The 18,187-nt window shown below is 62.1% G+C and carries 16 protein-coding genes; 5 read left to right on the forward strand and 11 right to left on the reverse strand.

The genetic code is table 11. From position 1 onward, the window contains the following. Positions 1 to 132 precede the first annotated feature (132 nt). Both AB8B29_RS20170 and AB8B29_RS20175 read left to right on the forward strand, forming a co-directional pair. The gene (locus AB8B29_RS20170; protein ID WP_037192727.1) at positions 133 to 1,161 is read left to right on the forward strand and encodes a LacI family DNA-binding transcriptional regulator; all 1,029 of its coding nucleotides are present in this window, start codon (positions 133 to 135) and stop codon (positions 1,159 to 1,161) included. Between the two features lie 158 nt (positions 1,162 to 1,319). Further along, the gene (locus AB8B29_RS20175) at positions 1,320 to 2,132 is read left to right on the forward strand and encodes a TIM barrel protein (protein ID WP_037192725.1); all 813 of its coding nucleotides are present in this window, start codon (positions 1,320 to 1,322) and stop codon (positions 2,130 to 2,132) included. Positions 2,133 to 2,168: 36 nt separating this feature from the next. On the opposite strand, the gene nikR is transcribed toward AB8B29_RS20175, so the two are convergent. From nikR to AB8B29_RS20190, 3 genes are all read right to left on the reverse strand, one after another. Next, entirely contained in the window at positions 2,169 to 2,606 is a 438-nt protein-coding gene (gene nikR / locus AB8B29_RS20180; RefSeq protein ID WP_037192723.1) for a nickel-responsive transcriptional regulator NikR, read from the reverse strand. 109 nt (positions 2,607 to 2,715) lie between these two features. After that, positions 2,716 to 3,474 (reverse strand): precorrin-4 C(11)-methyltransferase, encoded by a 759-nt coding sequence (gene cobM / locus AB8B29_RS20185; RefSeq protein WP_037192720.1) that lies wholly within the window; start codon positions 3,472 to 3,474, stop codon positions 2,716 to 2,718. Positions 3,475 to 3,493: 19 nt separating this feature from the next. Then, a complete protein-coding gene (locus AB8B29_RS20190) occupies positions 3,494 to 4,735 on the reverse strand; it encodes a bifunctional cobalt-precorrin-7 (C(5))-methyltransferase/cobalt-precorrin-6B (C(15))-methyltransferase (protein ID WP_037192718.1) in 1,242 nt (413 codons plus the stop codon). Here AB8B29_RS20190 and AB8B29_RS20195 point away from each other — a divergent pair. Further along, on the forward strand, positions 4,719 to 5,489 hold the full coding sequence (locus tag AB8B29_RS20195; protein ID WP_037192716.1) for a cobalt-precorrin-6A reductase: 771 nt from the start codon (positions 4,719 to 4,721) through the stop codon (positions 5,487 to 5,489). The two genes, AB8B29_RS20190 and AB8B29_RS20195, sit on opposite strands and share 17 nt — an antisense overlap. On the opposite strand, the gene AB8B29_RS20200 is transcribed toward AB8B29_RS20195, so the two are convergent. The 6 genes from AB8B29_RS20200 to AB8B29_RS20225 all read right to left on the reverse strand — a co-directional run bounded on the left by AB8B29_RS20200 (position 5,453) and on the right by AB8B29_RS20225 (position 10,765). Beyond that, the gene (locus tag AB8B29_RS20200; protein ID WP_037192715.1) at positions 5,453 to 6,217 is read right to left on the reverse strand and encodes a precorrin-3B C(17)-methyltransferase; all 765 of its coding nucleotides are present in this window, start codon (positions 6,215 to 6,217) and stop codon (positions 5,453 to 5,455) included. The genes AB8B29_RS20195 and AB8B29_RS20200 overlap by 37 nt on opposite strands. After that, positions 6,214 to 6,951, reverse strand: a complete 738-nt coding sequence (locus tag AB8B29_RS20205; RefSeq protein ID WP_037192713.1) for a precorrin-2 C(20)-methyltransferase — start codon at positions 6,949 to 6,951, stop codon at positions 6,214 to 6,216. The genes AB8B29_RS20200 and AB8B29_RS20205 overlap by 4 nt, the downstream gene beginning before the upstream one ends. Further along, positions 6,948 to 7,580: a precorrin-8X methylmutase gene (locus AB8B29_RS20210; protein WP_037192711.1), complete on the reverse strand. Its 633-nt coding sequence runs from the start codon at positions 7,578 to 7,580 to the stop codon at positions 6,948 to 6,950. The genes AB8B29_RS20205 and AB8B29_RS20210 overlap by 4 nt, the downstream gene beginning before the upstream one ends. A 2-nt stretch (positions 7,581 to 7,582) precedes the next feature. Further along, positions 7,583 to 8,974 carry a precorrin-3B synthase gene (gene cobG / locus AB8B29_RS20215; RefSeq protein WP_244655265.1) on the reverse strand — a complete coding sequence of 464 codons (1,392 nt, stop codon included), beginning with the start codon at positions 8,972 to 8,974 and terminating at the stop codon, positions 7,583 to 7,585. 100 nt (positions 8,975 to 9,074) lie between these two features. After that, positions 9,075 to 9,851, reverse strand: coding sequence for a precorrin-6A synthase (deacetylating) (gene cobF / locus AB8B29_RS20220; protein ID WP_037192709.1), 777 nt, complete (start codon positions 9,849 to 9,851; stop codon positions 9,075 to 9,077). Positions 9,852 to 9,952: 101 nt separating this feature from the next. Continuing rightward, the gene (locus tag AB8B29_RS20225) at positions 9,953 to 10,765 is read right to left on the reverse strand and encodes an AraC family transcriptional regulator (RefSeq protein WP_037192706.1); all 813 of its coding nucleotides are present in this window, start codon (positions 10,763 to 10,765) and stop codon (positions 9,953 to 9,955) included. Positions 10,766 to 10,884: 119 nt separating this feature from the next. Between AB8B29_RS20225 and AB8B29_RS20230 the strand changes: the two genes are divergently transcribed. Beyond that, on the forward strand, positions 10,885 to 12,081 hold the full coding sequence (locus AB8B29_RS20230) for an MFS transporter (protein ID WP_037193261.1): 1,197 nt from the start codon (positions 10,885 to 10,887) through the stop codon (positions 12,079 to 12,081). Between the two features lie 507 nt (positions 12,082 to 12,588). Next, the gene (locus tag AB8B29_RS20235) at positions 12,589 to 15,615 is read left to right on the forward strand and encodes an alpha-mannosidase (protein WP_037192704.1); all 3,027 of its coding nucleotides are present in this window, start codon (positions 12,589 to 12,591) and stop codon (positions 15,613 to 15,615) included. Positions 15,616 to 15,652: 37 nt separating this feature from the next. Here AB8B29_RS20235 and AB8B29_RS20240 read toward each other — a convergent pair whose 3' ends face one another. Together AB8B29_RS20240 and alr are read right to left on the reverse strand one after the other, a co-directional pair. Next, on the reverse strand, positions 15,653 to 16,903 hold the full coding sequence (locus AB8B29_RS20240) for a D-amino acid dehydrogenase (protein WP_037192702.1): 1,251 nt from the start codon (positions 16,901 to 16,903) through the stop codon (positions 15,653 to 15,655). A 31-nt stretch (positions 16,904 to 16,934) separates the two neighbouring features. After that, on the reverse strand, positions 16,935 to 18,068 hold the full coding sequence (gene alr, locus AB8B29_RS20245; RefSeq protein ID WP_037192700.1) for an alanine racemase: 1,134 nt from the start codon (positions 18,066 to 18,068) through the stop codon (positions 16,935 to 16,937). Positions 18,069 to 18,187 lie beyond the last annotated feature (119 nt).

Consider the following 18,187-nt stretch of genomic DNA (forward strand, 5'->3'; position numbering starts at 1 on the left):
CGCAACAGCGCGCCGCCCTCATGCCGAAAACGATAGATCGACTTTTCGCTTGCCTCAATGCCGGAATGATGGAATCTATCAAAACATATCAAATTCTGATGTCATAAATGATGGCATATCTCAGGAGCAACCATGCGTCGCCCGACCATTTCAGATCTCGCCAAGGCATCAGGCGTCAGTGTCGCCACGATCGATCGCGTGCTGAACGGACGTCATCGCGTTCGAGAGGAAACGGCAAGACGGGTCTTTGAAGCAGCGCAGGAGATCGGCTATCACGCCATCGGCCTGCTGCGTCAGCGCGTCTTTGAGGATCTGCCGCAGTATCGTTTGGGCTTCGTCTTGCAGAAGCCGGTTCAATCCTTCTATCAGACCTTCGCCAAGGAAATCGTCGTCGCGGCACAGGCGGTCACCACGGCGCGCATAAACGCCCAGGTCGATTTCGTCGCCGCCTCGACGCCGACGGCGATCGTCGAGAAATTGAAGGCGATGGCCGCGCGCAGCCAGGCAATTGCGCTGGTTGCGCCCGATTATCCGGCCGTGACGGCTGCGATCGAAGAGCTGAAGGAAAGGGGTATTCCGGTCTTTTCCCTGCTTTCCGATTTCTCGACCGGCGTCCGTCAAGGCTATATCGGCGTCGACAATCGCAAGGTCGGGCGTACCGCCGCCTGGGTCATCGCCCGCTCGGCCCGTCGTCCAGGCAAGGTCGCCTGCTTCGTCGGCAGCCATCGCTTTCATGGTCATGAACTGCGCGAGATCGGCTTTCGAAGCTATTTCCGCGAAAATGCGCCCGAGTTCGAGGTGCTTGATACGCTGATCAATCTGGATACGCCTGAAATTACCCATGAGGCGACGCTCGATCTTCTCCAGAAGCACCCTGATCTCATTGGCTTTTATGTCTGCGGCGGCGGTATGGAGGGCGCCATTTCAGCGATCCGCGAGGAGCGATTATCTGGCAAGCTGATCGTCGTCGTCAACGAACTGACGCCGGATTCCAAGGCAGCACTCGCCGACGATGTCGTCGCCATGGCGATCGGCACGCCACTGCCCGCGCTCTGCAAGGAGTTGATGAGCCTGATGATCAAATCCGTTGAAAGCGACGAGACGGCTGTGCCTGGACAAAGCTTTCTGCCCTTCGAAATCTTCGTCTCGGAAAACATCTAGCGCGAATGATGGAATTCCATCATTGCGCTGATAATTCTATCAGGAATGATGGCGAAGGCCGATAGATCGCTGGCATGAATCTCGCTAGTCATTCGCTGGCAGGCGCGGCGGATTGGGACGTCTTTTACAGCCGGTCGCCTTGAGGAGGAGTGCCCACCATGAGTTCCATTCGTTTTGCGCTCAATCATATGTGCGCGCCGTCGCTCGGCCTGGAATCGTTCTTTGCCGCGGCAAAGCAGCTCGGCATCGAAAGCGTCGAGATCCGCAATGACTTGGCTGGAAACGCGATCCTGGATGGCACGCCGGCAGCGACCGTGAGAGAGCTTGCGGCGCGCCACGGGCTTGCCATCATCTCAATCAACGCGTTGCAGCGGTTCAACGAATGGACTGAGGAGCGGGCGCGGGAAGCGGCTGAACTGATCGGCTATGCGCGCGATTGCGGCGCCAGGGCATTGGTGCTGGTTCCCGTCAATGACGGCAGCGGTCGCGAGCCGGAGGCGCGCCGCGCCAATCTCCGCAAGGCATTGTCGGCCTTGAAGCCGATGCTGGAAGCCGCCGGCATTGTCGGCCTCGTCGAACCGCTTGGCTTCGAGATTTGCTCCTTGCGCCTGAAGAGCGAAGCGGCTGACGCGATAGAGGAGCTGGGTGCAAAGGCGACCTTCTGCCTGGTTCACGACACCTTCCACCATCATCTGGCAGGAGAGCCAGCGATTTTCCCTGAATTGACCGGATTGGTCCATATTTCCGGCGTCAGCGATCCCGCTGTATCGGTTGCCGACATGCGCGATCCGCATCGGGTTCTCGTCGATGCCAGTGACCGTCTCGACAATGTCGGGCAATTGCGGGCGCTGCTGTCAGCCGGCTATGCCGGTCCTGCCTCCTTCGAAGCCTTTGCTCCGGAGGTGCACGCCCTGAAGGATCCGGTGGCGGCGATCAAGGAAAGCATGGCCTATATCACGGGTCAGCTCTGACGGCCGCAGTTGTCCGCGGGCAACTGGCCTGGTCGCTCAGTCATGCGAATGCCCCTCGGGGTGATGCGTGCCATGTTCTGAAGGGATGAGATGCAGGTTTCCGAAGCGGACGCCGCGTTGGGTGATCACGCTGTCGGCAAAGGTCTTTATCTCGTCGACCTTGCCTTTCAGCACGGAGACCTCAAGGCAATCATGTCCGTCGATATGGACATGAAGCGTCGAAACCGAAAGATCATGGTGGTTGTGCTGCGTCGTCGTCAGGCGGCGTGACAGGTCGCGGGTTTCGTGCTCATAGACATAGGTAAGTGCTGCATAACATTTTGCCTCGCCATCGATGGTCGGCTGCGCGCGCGTGACGGCGTCGCGAACGAGGTCGCGCAGTGTTTCCGAACGGCTGGCATAGCCCCGCTGCGTGCTGATCTTGTCGATTGTCTCGAGAAGATCGTCATCGATCGTGATGGTAATACGCTGCATCTCTTGATCCTCGTTCGCCTGGGATCGACTAGAGGAAATTTCGGCGGAGATTGCAACGGTGTCCCGGCGCTCTCGAGCGCTTCGGTCTTAACGGAGCGAGGGAAGCGCTCTATTGCCGACCACGGAAGCGGCGCTGGTAGGTCGGGTCGTAGAGCGAGCTCTCGCGAAAATCGCTGGCGCCAAGCGATGGGCCGACAAAAATGAGCGCGGTCCGTTCGATCGGCTCTGCCGCCACCTGCGCCTCGATCGTGGCGAGCGTGCCGCGAACGATCCGCTCGTCCGGCCAGGAGGCCTTGACGACGATCGCAACTGGGCAATCGGCACCGTAAAGCGGCGTCAGATCCTCGACGACTTTTGCGAGCGCATGGATCGCCAGATGGATGGCGAGCGTCGCGCCGGTGGCGCCGAATCTTTCCAGAGTCTCATTGTTCGGCATCGGCGAGGCACGACCGGAAACACGGGTGAGAACGAGGCTCTGCGCAACGGCCGGGATGGTCAACTCGCGTCCGAGCGCGGAGGCAGCGGCTGCGAAAGCCGGAACACCGGGGGTCAGCGTATAGTCGATGCCGTGCTGCTCAAGCCGGCGGATCTGTTCGGCGACAGCGCTCCAGACGGAAAGGTCGCCGGAATGCAGGCGGGCGACATCCTCACCGGCGGCGGCAGCTTTCAGATATTCGGCCTCGATCTCGTCGAGCGACAGCGGTGCCGTGTCGACGATACGTGCGCCGGGCGGGCAATATTGCAGCAATTCCGGCGAAACGATCGAGCCGGCATAGAGGCAGACCGGGCATTTGCCGATCAGATCGCGGCCGCGCACCGTGATCAGGTCCGCAGCACCTGGGCCTGCGCCAATGAAATGCACCGTCATTGCTCTACCTCGTCTCTATTCATGGCTTGATCCAGCACCATTGCGTCACCGGCATGGCCGGCCGCCAGCCGGTCATGCCGCCGACGGGCGCTGCACGGGCGATATCGATGCGGGTCAGGGAGCCGCCGCGCCGTGCATGCTCGGCAAGCAGGACGGCTTCCATTTCGGTCGTGACTGCATTGGCGACCAGCCGTGCACCGCGTCTCAACTGGCTGATGGCAGCATCGAGCACGCCCGCATCGCTGCCGCCACCGCCGATGAAAATGGCATCCGGTGTCGGCAATCCCGCAAGGGCACCCGGCGCCTCTCCCTCGATAATGGTCAGACCCGGTACGCCGAAAGCCTCGGCATTGCGGCGGATGCGAGCGACACGCTCGCCCGAGGCCTCGATCGCGATGGCGCGCAGCGAGGGATCGGCAAGCATCCATTCGATGCCGATCGAGCCGGAGCCCGCGCCGATGTCCCACAGCAGTTCGCCGCGCCGTGGCGTCAGCGCCGATAGGGTCATCGCGCGGATTTCCCGCTTGGTGATCTGGCCGTCATGTTCGAAAAGCTCATCTGCGAGACCGGCGCTTACCGGCAGGATGCGGGCGTTCGCGTCGGCCTTGACCTCGATGCCGCAGATATTGAGATCGTTGATATCGACAGGAGCAAAGTCGGCGGCTTTTTGCTGCGAGACCTTCTCATGCGGGCCGCCGAGCGCCTCGAGAACCGTTAGCGTTGACTGACCAAACCCCACCGCAAGCAACAGGGCAGCCAGATCGACCGGGCCTTTGCCATCCGATGTCAGCGCCAGGATCCTGCGACCCGGGTGCAGATGCGGACGGATGAGGTCGATCGGGCGTCCGTGCAGCGAAAGAACGGTGACATCCTGCAAGGGCCAGCCGAGGCGCGAAGCGGCAAGGCTGAAAGACGAGGGTGCCGGAATGACGCTCATTTCAGAGGCGGGAATATGCCGCGAGAGCGTGGCGCCGACGCCATAGAAGAAGGGATCACCCGAGGCGAGAACGACGGTCGGCATGCCGCGGCGTGCGAGCACCGCTTCCACCGACTTCTCGAAGGGGCTCAGCCACGTATGCGCCTCGCCTGTGATCAGCGGCTGCATCAATTCGATATGGCGCGCACCGCCGAAGACGACCGGTGCGGAAGCAATCAGACGCTTGGCTTTGTCGCCAAGGCCGGCTGGACCGTCCTCGCCGATGCCGATAAGAGTGAGCCAGCGTTGAATTGAAGGTGTCTCAGCCATGGGCAAGACCCGCATTCTGATCCTGGGCGGCACGACCGAGGCCCGCTCGCTCGCGGCGGCACTCGCCTCCCGCGCCGATCTCGATGTCGTCCTGTCGCTCGCCGGCCGAACCGCGGATCCGGCTCCACAGCCGGTTCCAGTGCGCAGCGGCGGCTTCGGCGGCGCAGAGGGTCTTGCCCGCTATCTGCGTGACGAAGCCATCGATCTGATGATCGACGCGACCCATCCTTTCGCGGCCCGCATCTCGGCCAATGCCGCACAAGCGGCGGCTCAGAGCGGTGTTCCAGCCTTTGCCCTGCGCCGGCCGGCATGGACGCCTGTCGAAGGAGATGACTGGGTTTCCGTGCAGAGTGTCCCGCAAGCCATCGCGGCACTTGGTGCGACCTCGTTGCGGGTGTTCCTGGCGACCGGACGGCAGGAGGCTCACTATGCCGATACTGCTCCTCAACACCACTATTGGGTCCGTAGCGTCGATCCCGTTGAGCCGCCGCTGACGGCGCCCAATGTCTGCTACATCCATAGCAGGGGGCCGTTTCGCCTGGAGGGCGAGCTGGAGATGCTGCGCAGGCATGGCATCGAGGTGATCATCGCCAAGAACAGTGGCGGCGCGGCGACCTATGCGAAGATTGAGGCGGCGCGGCAGCTCGGCATCAAGGTGATCATGATCCAACGCGCCGAGGCAACCGGCCTGCGGGCCGTTGAAACACTCGAAGCTGGGCTCAATCGGGTCGATCATTTCGCATCTTCCCTGATGAAACGCGGCGTATAGACCAGATCCGCGCGTCCTTTGCGGGCAATGACGCGCGTCTCGGCCGATCCGATGATGACGCAGGTCGCCATATCGGCCTGAGATGCCTCGGCATCGGCAAGCCGCGCCACCGCCATGCGCTCGTCAGGCCGGCCGGCGGCACGTCCGAAAATAACCGGCGTATCAGCAGGCAGTATGGCGCGCAGGATTTCGAAGGCTGCGCCGAGCTGCCACGGCCGTGCCTTGCTGATCGGATTATAGAGCGCGATGACGAACCCGGCTTCTGCGACCGCACGAAGCCGGATTTCGATAATGGGCCAGGGCTTCAGGTTGTCCGACAGCGAAATCGCGCAGAAATCATGGCCGAGCGGGGCGCCGATGCGTGCGGCAACGGCGAGCATGGCGGTAATTCCCGGCACGACGACGAGATCGATGGCACACCACTCCTCCGGCCCATGATCGATCGCTTCGCAGACTGCCGCCGCCATGGCAAAGACGCCGGGGTCGCCGCCCGAGACGACGCAGACATTGGCTCCGGTCGCCGCCCGCTGCAGCGCCGCCTTGGCGCGGTCCAGCTCCTCGCGGTTGTCCGAGGCATGGCGGATCTGGCCGGCGCGCAGCGTCAGGCGATCGAGATAGGGGCCGTAGCCGAAGAATTCGGTGGCGTCCGCGACTGCGGCCAGCGCCTCCGGCGTCGTCTGCGCGGGATTGCCGGGGCCGGTGCCGATGACATAAAGGCGCCCACTCATGGCCTGCTTTCCCAACCCGGAACCAGCACCAGCGAGAAATAGGGAGCTTCGGCGTCGTCGCGGCTTGCGAGCGGCGTCATCGCCCCGTTCGTCATCGTGCCGCGTTCGACATAGATGGCTTCCTCCAGGCGTCCGGTGGCTTCAAGGGCGCGGCGGATCTTCGGCAGGTTGCGGCCGACCTTCATGATCACGGCTGCCTGGGTGTCACCGAGGCGTCGGACCAGTTCGGTCTCCTTCATCGTTCCCGGCAAAACGGAGAGAACGTCGTCTCCCTGCACCATCGGCAGGCCGGCGAGCGACCAGCAGCCGGACATGGCGGTCACGCCGGGGATGACCTCGGTCGGGAAGCGATCGGCAAGGCGGACATGCAGATGCATGTAGGAGCCGTAAAAGAGCGGATCGCCTTCGCTGAGGACGGCAACGGTCTTTCCTTCCTGCAGATGTGACGCCACCATCTCGGCCGAAGCGTCGTAGAAGGCGGTGATCTGCCTGCCATATTCCGGTGTGTCCTTATCGATCTCTGTCGTGACCGGATAGTAGAGCGGCAGCAGCGTTACATCCGCTTTCAGCAGTTCGCCGACGATGGCCTTTCCGTTGCCGCCTCTGCCCTGCTTGGCGAAATAGGCGACGACGTCGGCGCGCTCCAAGGCCCTGACGGCCTTGACGGTCAACAGTTCCGGATCGCCCGGGCCAGTGCCGACGCCGATCAACTGGCCGCTCGAAGGCGCGCTCATAGGCCTGGCCTCGCTAGGGCGTTGAGAGCGGCTGCCGTCATGGCGCTGCCACCGAGCCGGCCCCGCACGATGGCGAAGGGAACGCCGTAGGAATGTTCCGAAAGGGCATCTTTCGATTCGGCTGCCCCGACGAAGCCGACGGGCATGCCGATGATGGCGGCGGGCTTCGGAGCGCCGTCGCGCAGCATCTCCAGCAGATGGAAAAGGGCAGTCGGCGCATTGCCGATGGCAACGACGGCGCCGGCGAGGCGCTCTGTCCAAAGATGCATGGCGGCAGCCGAGCGTGTGTTGCCGATCGACTTTGCGATGTCTGCCGTGCGCGGATCCTGCAGCGTGCAGATCACCTCATTGGCAGCCGGCAGGCGGGCGCGAGTAACGCCACGGGCGACCATTTCGGCATCGCAGAAAATCGGTGCGCCGTCAGACAGCGCCTTGCGTGCTGCAATAACGAAATCAGGCGAAAACAGAAAATGCCGCGCTGCTTCCACTTGTCCGCAGGCATGGATCATGCGGATGGCGACATCGGCCTCCGCCTCGGAAAAGCGCGAGAGATCGGCTTCGCTGCGGATGATCGCGAAGGAGCGTTCGTAAATCGCATCCCCTTCGCGGATATAGTCATAGTCAGGCATTTCTATTCCTGTCGTAAAGCCGTCGCGATTGCGTCCCGGCCGAGCCGTTTAAGACACTGCTGCGCCGATTCGCCAGCAGCTTTGTTGTTCCGCACCAGCCTGCCGAGCTCGGCCAGTCCTGATTTTAGCTTTTCCTTACCGATGTAAGCCACGGGCTCGCTCGATGCTGACCCATTTACGACAATCCCATAGCCTGTTGCAGCTCCAACGATCACAAGCGTCGTCTGGCCCGGATGGGCGCAGCCCTTTCCGCAGCCTGACAAATGCACCTTGAGCGAACCGTCGAGCAGTTCGGGGGCGATATCAACGAGATCCGTTGCCGCTTGCCGGGTGGCATAATGGGCGGATGCGCAAGCACCTGCCCCAGAGCAGGGAATGGCGTAATTTGCCGGGTCGTCGGCGCGGGTTCTAAAACCGCAGCTGGCCGCCACCGTGCGCACATGTTCCATCGCACTCGGCGTAAGCCCCAGCAACAGCAGCGTATGATCCCATGCGGTGCGGATTTCGCTGACGCCTGCCATCTCTGCGACGGCAAGAAAGCGGCGAAGATCTGCTGCATGGATCTGGCCGAAGGATGGGCGCAGCCCGAGCGCATTGCGCGTCTCATCGAGCTGGATGACGCCGACGGGGGAGACAGATGGACCGCGCGCGTCGCCCATCTTGGCTTCATCGAATTGAAATTGCTCACGCAGGACCTCGGCATCAAGGTCACGGCCACGAGCGCGAGGGCCGACGTCTCCAAGGGTTTGCAACAGCGCGATCACGGCTGCGATCGCCTGTTCGTCCGAGAGTGCCGCCGCAATCGGCTTTGCCGTTGCGGCGGTGCCCGCTATCGAAAGGGTCCAAAGGTGCGCGTCATCGGCGGACATTCCTGCGCGCAGTCGAATATCGGCCGAAAGCCCGTCCAGTGTCAGTCGTCCGCCGCCATCGATGATGATGGCGAGTTTGGCCGCCAGCAGCGGCGCTGGTGCAAGCGCATCGATCACCTTTCGCAGGCGGGTGGCGATATCGCGGGCGTCAGCGATCTCGAGAGAATCAAGCCCATTGAGCGGCGGGACCTCTATGGTAACGCCGCTCTCCGGAATGATGCCGGCGCGGTCGATATCGGCAGCGAGCCCGTCCACGCTCTGCGGGCGCATGCCGCGCAGTTGAAAATTGCCGCGCGCCGTGATCTCGATCAATCCGTTGCCATGCATCTCGGCGGCTTCGGCCAGCGCGCGAACTTGCGCAACGGTCAATCCAGGCGTTGTCGGGCGCAGCCGCACGAGCAGGCCGTCGCCCGTCTGCATCGGCGTGCTCAGCGATGGGCAGGCACCACGGACCATGGAGGGCAGGGGCGATGCACCGACAAGCCGATCGATGTTCTCTTGCGAGAAGCACGCTTGCCCTTCCATTCTTTGTCCGTCTGTCACAACCATGAAACTGCCTTTACATAAGGGGACATTTCCTCGCACAATCCCCTTCTGCGAGCAAACGATTTGGCCCGGACGGTGCTTATGCGCGGTCGTCGAAATCCTGCCCCTTGCGCAAGAGATAGATGTCCATGATCCACCCGTGCTCGGCACGGGCTTGCGCGCGCGTCGCGAGAATGCGCTCCGATACGTCGGCGAGCCTGCCGGCGATGATAATCTCGTCCTTCGTGCCGAGATAGGCTCCCCAATAGATATAGGCGTCGGGATCGACGATTTTGCTGAAGGCCTGTTCGCCGTCGAGCATGACGACGGCTGTTTCGGCGATGCCGGGAAAGCTCTCGGCCAGCCGCCGGCCCGTGGTGATCTGCACCGGCTTGCCGACGAGGTTGAGGGGAATACGGTGGCTCGCAGTCAGCGCCTGGATGCTGGTGATGCCGGGAATAATGCTGTAGTCGAGTGGGACCTTGCCGCGCGCCGTGACGCGTTCAATGATGCGCAGCGTGCTGTCGTAGAGGCCGGGATCGCCCCAGACCAGGAAGGCCGCGCTTTCGTCTTCCGCCAGATGCTCGAGAAACAGCCGCTCATAGGTCGCCGAAATCTCCTCGTGCCAGTCATCGACGCTTTGCACATAGCTGCGATCGGCAATCTGGCGCGATGGCACGTCATAGTCGACAAAGCGGATCGTCTTGTTGGTGATGTAACGCTGGCAGATATCCCTGCGCACATCGGCGAGCTCCGTCTTGGCGGCACCCTTGCTGGGAACGAGGATCACATTGGCCGCATTCAGCGCGTTGATCGCCTGCACGGTCAGATGCTCGGGATTTCCCGTGCCGATGCCGACGATATGGATATGCCGCATATGCTTGTCCTCGCTCTCAGCGCTGTTTGCCGGAAGCGCCCGATGATTTCAAGGGGGAGGTCACCCAAGTCGATCGCCCTGTCTGTCGTAGGCGCGAAGGTTCAGCGGTTGACCATATAGGTGCGCGGCGAAGTGCCGAGCATGCGCCGGAACATGGTGGTAAAGGCGGCCACGCTCTCATATCCGGCTTCAAGCGCGACATTGGTGACGGGCTGGCCCTCGGCGAGTTGTGGCAGGCACGCGAAGACGCTCGCCTGCTGACGCCAGGTCGTAAAGCTGATGCCGGTCTCCTTGCGGAACTGTCTTGTGAATGTCCGGCGGCTCATCGCCAGCTTTTCGGCCCAGTCGTCCAATCTGGCGTTCGGTGTCGGGTTTGCGAGATAGTCACGGCAGAGCGCGGTCAGCCGCCGTTCGGACGGGAAGGGGAGGCCTAGCGGCCGCTCCGGCAGTGTCGCGATTTCCTCGACGAGCAGCGACAGAACCAGCTCGGCCTTGCGGTGGCCGACCGGCGCTTCCCTGAGCCGGATGGCTTCGAGCAACAGGCTGCGGGCGAGATCCGTCACCTCCACCACGCGCGGCACCTCATCCGTCGGGATTTCGCCACGTGGCGTCACGTAAACGGACTTCATGCTGACATCGCTCTGGATCTCGATCGAATGTTCCAGACCGGCGGGGATGAACAGAGCATGGCCGGGCGGCACCATCCATCGTCCTCGGGCCGTGACGATCAGCGCAACGCCGGCAAAGACGCAGAGCAATTGCGTGCGGCGATGATGATGCCACGGCACGGTATAGCCCTGCGGTGGTTCCGAACTATGGACGACGACGTCGGCGTTCGCGTCTTCTATCCACCGCAGATGTTGCACGTGGCTGTTGTCGAGCGTTGCCAGCAATTGTTTTGAGAGTTTTTCCATTTTGGCCCAATCGAGAAACTATTGGACCAAAACACGAAAGAAGGTCACCCGCAAGCCGTGTAAAAGGCGGATCAAACAATATGGTCGGCAAGGAGTCGCCGGCGCAGGAAGGAATCCCAATGGTTGCGGCATTTTCGGGTGCGCAAGCCCGATTTGAAAAGACGACGATCTCGATTGTGGTGGCGGTCAGCACCTGCCACCTGTTGAACGACATCATGCAATCGCTGCTGACATCGCTTTATCCGATGTTCCGAGAAAACTACGCGCTCGATTTCGTTCAGATCGGGCTGTTGACGATGATGTTCCAGATCACCGCGTCGCTGCTGCAGCCGGTGGTCGGCATCGTCACGGATAAATGGCCGATGCCCTATTCGCTGCCCGTCGGAATGGTCAGCACATTTTCGGGCCTTTTGCTGCTCGGCTATGCCGGAAGCTTCGGCATGCTGCTGGTTGCCGCCAGCCTCATCGGCTTCGGTTCGGCCGTCTTCCATCCGGAAGCCTCGCGGGTGGCGCGTCTGGCCTCCGGCGGCCGTCATGGTCTGGCCCAGTCGCTGTTCCAGCTCGGCGGCAATGCCGGTTCGGCGATCGGCCCGCTGATTGCCGCCTTCTTCGTCCTTCAGCATGGCCAGAAGAGCGTCGCCTGGCTTTCGGTGCTGGCCGTCATCGGCTTCATCGTGCTCAGCTGGGTCGGCACCTGGTATGTCAATCACCGCCGCCAGCACGCCGCACGTCCAGCACCCAGCCGCACCTTGCCGATCGCGCGCAACAAGGCGATGTGGGCGCTTGCGATCCTGATCCTGCTGACGGCGACGAAGAACGTCTATATGGCGAGCATATCGAGCTATTTCACCTTCTATGTCATCGACAAGTTCCATCTCGATGTTCGTGATGCGCAGCTGATGCTGTTCCTGTTCCTGGGCTCGGTTGCTGCCGGAACGATCATGGGTGGCCCGGTCGGCGATCGTTTCGGCGCGCGCTTCGTGATCTGGTTCTCGATCCTTGGCGTCATTCCCTTCGCGCTGATGATGCCATACGCAAACCTGTTCTGGACCTGTGTCTTGACCGTCATCATCGGCCTGGTGCTGGCCTCGGCCTTCCCTGCGATCGTCGTCTTCGCTCAGGAGCTGATCCCCGGCCGCGTCGGGCTGATCGGCGGCATCTTCTTCGGCTTCGCCTTTGGAGCGGGCGGACTTGGCGCGGCGGCCCTGGGTGATTTTGCCGATACGCATGGCATCCCCTTCGTCTACACGCTTTGCTCCTATCTGCCGCTGCTTGGCCTATTCACGATCTTCCTGCCGCGAATACCGAGGCATTGACGCTGGACGGCAGGGCATCCTGCCTTGCCGCTCTCCATGGAAAATGCGCCATTCTCGTTATGGCGGCATAATTGGCCGGCCGGATGATCGGGGAAGCCCGGTCGCCGGCCGAAATCGTGACAGCCTGGTCGTGTCTCGTTTACGTTTTTACTTCCTGGCTGCGGCAATTTCGTCGCATGCGGTGGATTTTTGTCTTTTGGCGCTGGCCATCCGACGCACCTTCATCTTAAGTTACACTAGTTTCATGCCGGAGGAGGGTGTTGAATGCGCGCTGAAATCGAAGTCGGCCTGGGAGGATATATGGCTGGCGATATCATCGTTTCCAATCGCGAGGGGCTGAAGAACCCATGCCGGCCTCGCGTCTCGTTGCCTTGACGGCCTGATCGAGCGTTTGGGGGCTAACCCCTGCCGCCATCACCCTATTTTTCGTTGAACTGCGCCACATATTCGAAACCACGGCCGCACATCATCCGGTCCGCGTCGACATCAAACCATGTAGGACATGCCATGCATCTTACGACCGCCCAGCGTTTGGACCGCCTCAAGGTACGTACGGCAGAGCTCAGCCATTGGCGCGAACGCGCTACGCTCGCCATCGAGAACTGGAGCTTCGACGGCGAAAGGATTGCGATCGGCCAGGCCTGGCCGCATCGCAAGGGGGTGGTGCATTTCGCGGCACGGGCGAGCGCGCCCGCCGGCTGGCCGTTGGACGAAACGCGCCTGCAGCTCGATCTCGGCGGGGAGAGCCTGATCACGCTGGGCTTCGGGGAGGGACAGGAAGAACGCTTCGGCCTTGATCCCTACCACCAGGAGTTTCCGCTGAAGGGCCGCAATCTCGCGATTTCAACCGATAGCGTTGCCCGCTTCCCCTTTGGCGAGCCGAACCGGCAACCGAAACTGAACCGTGCGCAGCTCGCCTGGCTGGATATGCCGGTGCACCGGTTGCATCTTCTGCTGCGACAGATCGCTGAAGCGGTCGGTGCGCTCGGCGAACACGAGGCTGTGCCGCACATTTTGGATGCAGCCGAAGCGGCGCTCCGCAGCCTCGATTGGCCGTCTGCGACCGAGCCCTATATCTCGCGCACGGCCAATGCCGAGTGGCAACGGAAAATCTGGGAATTGCCGGAGCTCGTCCAGAACCCGGCAGCCCTTTCCGACCGTGAGCGGGAAAGCGTGGCGGAAGCCCATGAGCAATTGCTCGCTCGCCTTCGCACCCTGCAGCAGCGCTACCCGCAAAACGGTGAGTTGCTGCTGACCGGCCATGCCCATATCGATCTCGCCTGGCTCTGGCCCTATGACGAGACGCGCCGCAAGATGCGTCGCACCTTCCACACGGCCCTGTCACTGATGGAGCGTTCGCCCGATTTCCGCTTCAACCAATCGACCGCGCAATACTATGCCCAGATCGAAGCCGACGATCCGGACTTGTTTGCCCGGATCAAGGAGAGGGTTGCCGACGGTTCCTGGGAGGTGATCGGCGGCATGTGGGTCGAGCCCGACACGAACATGCCGACGGGCGAGAGCCTGGTGCGCCAAATCCTCTACGGCCAGCGTTATTTCGAGAAGACCTTCGGCGTGCGCCACACAATATGCTGGCTGCCGGATTGCTTCGGCTTTTCCGGCGCTCTCCCGCAATTGCTGCGCCAGGGCGGCATCGAAAGCTTCTTCACCATCAAGGTCAATTGGAGTGAAACCAACAGGTTCCCCTATGATCTCTTCTGGTGGGAAGGCCTGGATGGCAGCCGTGTCCTGAGCCACGTCTTCAACAATCCGATGGAGGGCTATAACGGCTTCGTGCAGGCGGATTGTTTCCTGCCGACCTGGAAGAATTTTCGCGCCAAGACGCTGCATGACACGTCGCTGCTGGCGGTCGGCTATGGCGATGGTGGCGGTGGCGTGACGCCGGAGATGGTCGAGCGTGAGGAGCAATTACGCGCATTCCCGGCGATCCCGAAGGCGCGTTGGGGCAAGGTCGGGGATTTCTTTACCAGCGCCCATTTGACCGCCAGCGAAAAGCGCCTTCCCACCTGGTCCGGCGAAATGTATCTCGAGCTGCATCGCGCCACGCTGACGAGCCAGAGCGGGGTGAAACGGCTGCATCGCCGGGCCGAACGAGCCTTGATCACGGCCGAGACCCTGGCGTCCATTGCCCATATGGCCGGGGCGGCGGCACCGGTGAGCCTGGAAGCCGACTGGCGCCTGACGCTGAAGAACGAATTCCACGACATCCTGCCGGGATCGAGCATTCGCGAAGTCTATCAGGATGCGGAGCGGGAGCTTTCCGAGGTCATCGACCATGCCAAGACGGTTCAGCGGCAAGCCATGGACGCGATCGCGTCCCTCTTGCCGAGGGGCGATCTCGCGGATGCCCTCGTCGTCGTCAATCCCTCTCTCGATCGTCGGTCGTTCAACGCCGTGCTTGCCGATGGCACCATACTTTCGACGGCCGACAGCATCGAGCCTCTGTCAGCCCGCGTGTTCGACCGTGCCGCATTGAAGCCGGCAACAGGGTTGCGAGCAACGGTGGATCGTCTGGAGAACGAGCATCTTGCCGCTGTCATCGGAGCCGATGGTGCTGTCCAAAGCCTCATTCACAAGGCGAGCGGGCGCGAGGCGCTGGCGGAACCGGCCAACCAGCTCTGGGTCTACCCCGTCGACAAGCCGCGCAACTGGGATGCCTGGGACATCGATGCCGACTATGCCGAGGTCGGCATTCGCCTCGACAAGCCGGAAAGCATCGAGCTTGTCGAAGAAGGGCCGCATCGGGCCTCCATCAAGGTCGTGCATCGCTATCGCGATTCCAGCATCGTGCTGCATTATGTTTTGACGGCCAATTCGCGAAGGCTCGATATTGAAACCAGCGTCGACTGGCATGACCGCCGCGCGCTGCTGCGGTCGCTGAGCCCGGTTGCGATCCGCTCGCGCACGGCGACCTTCGAATGCGCCTATGGCATCGTCAGCAGGCCGACGCATACCAACACCAGCTGGGATGCGGCGATGTTCGAGGCGGCCGCGCATCGCTTCATCGACATGAGCGAGCCAGACTTCGGGGTCGCCCTGCTCAACGATGCGAAATACGGCCATAGCGCCCGCGACAATGTGCTCGGCATCAGCCTGGTGCGCGGACCTATCTATCCGGATCCCCTGGCCGATGAAGGCGAGCAGCGTTTCACCTATGCGCTCATGCCGCATACCGGCGAGTGGCATAGCGGCGGTGTACGCGAGGAAGCCGAAGATCTGAACCAGCCGTTGATTGTTGCGGCTGCCTCGAACCTGGCCGAAGCCTCATTTGCCGCACTCGATCTAACGGGAACTCCGGTCGCGCTTTCGACCGTCAAGCCGGCTGAAGATGGGGACGGACTTGTCCTGCGCGTCTACGAGCCGGCCGGCCGTCGGGGTGGCTTGACCGTCACCGCGGCAAAGGGTTGGCAGATCGGCGAAGCCATCACGCTGATGGAAGAGCCGCAGACACGCGATGCCGGCCCCGATATCCTGCCATTCGAGGTTAGGAGCTGGAGGGTGAGGCGCGGATGATCAGGCTATAGCCACCAACTGCAGCACAGGGCTTGGATCAGGCGTACCGGCTGATGGCAAGGTCCGTCGCGTCGATATCAGGCTTGCGGCCGCTGACGAGGTCGCTGATGACCCGCGCGGAGCCGGAGCTCATGGTCCATCCGAGCGTGCCGTGCCCGGTGTTGAGGAACAGCCCCTTGATATTCGTCGGTCCGATCACCGGCGTCCCGTCCGGGGTCATCGGCCGCAGGCCCGACCAGAAGGAGGCCTTGGCGACATCGCCGCCGGGGAAGAGATCGGTGACGGAATGTTCGAGCGTTCGTCGCCGGGGAAGGCCGAGATCATTGGTGTAACCGGAGATCTCAGCCATGCCGCCGACGCGGATGCGGTCGCCGAGGCGGGTGATGGCGATTTTGTAGGTTTCGTCCATCACGGTCGATTCCGGCGCGCGCGACGCGTCGGTGATCGGGATGGTCAGGGAGTAGCCCTTGACCGGATAGACCGGAAGCTTGATGCCGAGCGGCTTGAGCAGCAGCGGCGAATAGCTGCCGAGTGCGACGACAACAGCATCGGCGTCCAGGCGTCCACCTTCGGTAACGACGCCGCGTGCCTGTCCGCCCTGGATGTCGAGGCCTTTGATCGTCGTGCCGTATTGGAAACGCACGCCGAGTTCCACCGCCTTTGCGGCGAGCGCATTGGTGAACTTGAAGCAGTCGCCGGTCTCGTCCTTCGGCGTCAGCAGACCGCCGACGAGCTTGTCGCGGACATGCCGTAGCGCCGGTTCGACGCGGATGCAGCCGTCGCGGTCGAGAACTTCATAGGGGACGCCGTCGGCGGCCAGGGCCTTGACGTCCTTGGCGGATGCATCGAGCTGTTGCTGCGTCCGGAAGAGCTGCAGCGTGCCCTGCATGCGCTCGTCATAGGCGATACCAGTCTCTTCGCGAACCGCAGCCAACGAGATGCGGCTATAATCGGCAAGGCGCAGCATGCGGCTCTTGTTGATCGCATAGCGTTCCGAGGTGCAGTTCGACAGCATCTTCACGAGCCATGACAGCATGGCGGCATCGACCTTCGGGCGCAGGATGAGCGGCGCATGGTGCATGAACAGCCATTTCAGCGCCTTCATGGGAATGCCGGGAGCCGCCCAGGGCGAGCAATAGCCGAAGGAGACCTCGCCGGCATTGGCAAAGCTTGTCTCCAGCGCCGGCCCCTGCTGCCGGTCGACGACCGTGACCTCGTGGCCCGCCTTGGCGAGCTGATAGGCGGATGTCACGCCGACGATGCCGGCACCCAGAACGACGACTTTCATGATGTCCCCAGTGAATTGAGCGGTAAGGAGGTCAGACGTATTGGCGATGGAAGCGATGGCCGAGACTGGTGAGGATCTCGTAGGAAATCAAGCCGGCATCCCGCGCAAGATCCTCCAAAGTCTGATGATCCCCCAGTACTTCCACCAGGCTTCCGAAGGAGAGCGCGTCTTCCGGCAGGGCGCTGATATCGATTGTCGTGCTGTCCATCGAAACGCGGCCGACGATCGGCAACCGTACACCGTCATAGTAGACCGCGCCTCGATCGCTGAGGCTGCGCGGAAGACCGTCTGCATAGCCGGCGGCAATCGTCGCAAGCCGGGCCTGTGCCTTCGTCACATGCACGCCGCCATAACCGACGCGAGCGCCTGCTGGAACCGTGCGGGTCTGTACCACGGCCACATCAAGCCGGACGACGGGTTCCACCGGATTGGCCACGCCGCCGGTCGCAGCGCCACCGTAAAGGGCGATGCCCGGCCGCGCGAGTACGCCATGAAAGTCGCTGCCAAGGAAGATGCCGCCGGAGTTCGCAAAGGAGATATCGTAGCCGGGGAAGTCCTTGGCAACGCGACGCATCCGCGCAAGCTGGTCGGCATTCTGCTCGCTGTCGCCATCGTCCGCGGAGGCGAGATGGCTCATGATGAACAGAATGTCGATGTCGCTGCATGTCTTAAGGCAGGCAGCAACGGCGCTTCTGTCCTCCATGGGTATGCCGAGCCGCGACATGCCGGTGTCGAACTGGAGGACCGCCGGAAGCTTGCGGTGCAAGGAGCGTGCAACCTCGACCCATTGTCGCAGCTGATCGAGCGAATTGATGACGGGGATAATGCCGCCTTCCGCGCAAGCGATCTCGTTGTCCGGCAACAGGCCGTTCAGCACGAAGATCGATACATCGCGCGGCAATTGCGGCCGCAGCCGCAAAGCTTCGATAAAATGGGCAACGAAGAAATGGCGGCAGCCGTGCCCATAAAGTGCCTTGGAGACCTGGTTTGCGCCAAGCCCGTAGGCATCGGCCTTGACGACAGCCGCCGCTCGTGCGGGCGCGACGATGGAGGAAAGCTTGTCGTAGTTCCTGCGCAGGGCCTTGAGGTCGATCGTGAGGTAACCGCAAGCTCCGCTATCGATCGCCAGTTTTGGCCCACGGGAATCCATTATGCCGCTGTCCATATTCACCCTCGTTTTCCTGAGGTGAGATTATTGATATGATCGTGAAATTGCTCATCGAACAGTGATTGATTATTGTGTAGTTGGGCAGATATTGAAACGATCCGCGAATTTTTGAAAGA

Origin of the sequence: Rhizobium sp. 11_C7_N12_5 (genome assembly GCF_051811145.1) — a bacterium.
In the GTDB taxonomy this organism is placed as follows: Bacteria; Pseudomonadota; Alphaproteobacteria; order Rhizobiales; family Rhizobiaceae; genus Rhizobium; species Rhizobium lusitanum.

Excerpts from the sequence above, each read along its gene's own strand:
- AB8B29_RS20225 (WP_037192706.1), bottom strand. The coding sequence starts at position 10,765 with ATGGAAAAACTCTCAAAACAATTGCTGGCAACGCTCGACAACAGCCAC.
- nikR (WP_037192723.1), bottom strand. The coding sequence starts at position 2,606 with ATGCAGCGTATTACCATCACGATCGATGACGATCTTCTCGAGACAATC.
- AB8B29_RS20235 (WP_037192704.1), top strand. The coding sequence starts at position 12,589 with ATGCATCTTACGACCGCCCAGCGTTTGGACCGCCTCAAGGTACGTACG.
- AB8B29_RS20200 (WP_037192715.1), bottom strand. The coding sequence starts at position 6,217 with ATGAGTGGGCGCCTTTATGTCATCGGCACCGGCCCCGGCAATCCCGCG.
- AB8B29_RS20170 (WP_037192727.1), top strand. The coding sequence starts at position 133 with ATGCGTCGCCCGACCATTTCAGATCTCGCCAAGGCATCAGGCGTCAGT.
- AB8B29_RS20195 (WP_037192716.1), top strand. The coding sequence starts at position 4,719 with ATGGGCAAGACCCGCATTCTGATCCTGGGCGGCACGACCGAGGCCCGC.
- AB8B29_RS20190 (WP_037192718.1), bottom strand. The coding sequence starts at position 4,735 with ATGCGGGTCTTGCCCATGGCTGAGACACCTTCAATTCAACGCTGGCTC.
- AB8B29_RS20175 (WP_037192725.1), top strand. The coding sequence starts at position 1,320 with ATGAGTTCCATTCGTTTTGCGCTCAATCATATGTGCGCGCCGTCGCTC.
- AB8B29_RS20210 (WP_037192711.1), bottom strand. The coding sequence starts at position 7,580 with ATGCCTGACTATGACTATATCCGCGAAGGGGATGCGATTTACGAACGC.
- AB8B29_RS20205 (WP_037192713.1), bottom strand. The coding sequence starts at position 6,951 with ATGAGCGCGCCTTCGAGCGGCCAGTTGATCGGCGTCGGCACTGGCCCG.
- AB8B29_RS20230 (WP_037193261.1), top strand. The coding sequence starts at position 10,885 with ATGGTTGCGGCATTTTCGGGTGCGCAAGCCCGATTTGAAAAGACGACG.
- AB8B29_RS20240 (WP_037192702.1), bottom strand. The coding sequence starts at position 16,903 with ATGAAAGTCGTCGTTCTGGGTGCCGGCATCGTCGGCGTGACATCCGCC.
- cobF (WP_037192709.1), bottom strand. The coding sequence starts at position 9,851 with ATGCGGCATATCCATATCGTCGGCATCGGCACGGGAAATCCCGAGCAT.
- alr (WP_037192700.1), bottom strand. The coding sequence starts at position 18,068 with ATGGACAGCGGCATAATGGATTCCCGTGGGCCAAAACTGGCGATCGAT.
- cobG (WP_244655265.1), bottom strand. The coding sequence starts at position 8,974 with ATGGAAGGGCAAGCGTGCTTCTCGCAAGAGAACATCGATCGGCTTGTC.
- cobM (WP_037192720.1), bottom strand. The coding sequence starts at position 3,474 with ATGACGGTGCATTTCATTGGCGCAGGCCCAGGTGCTGCGGACCTGATC.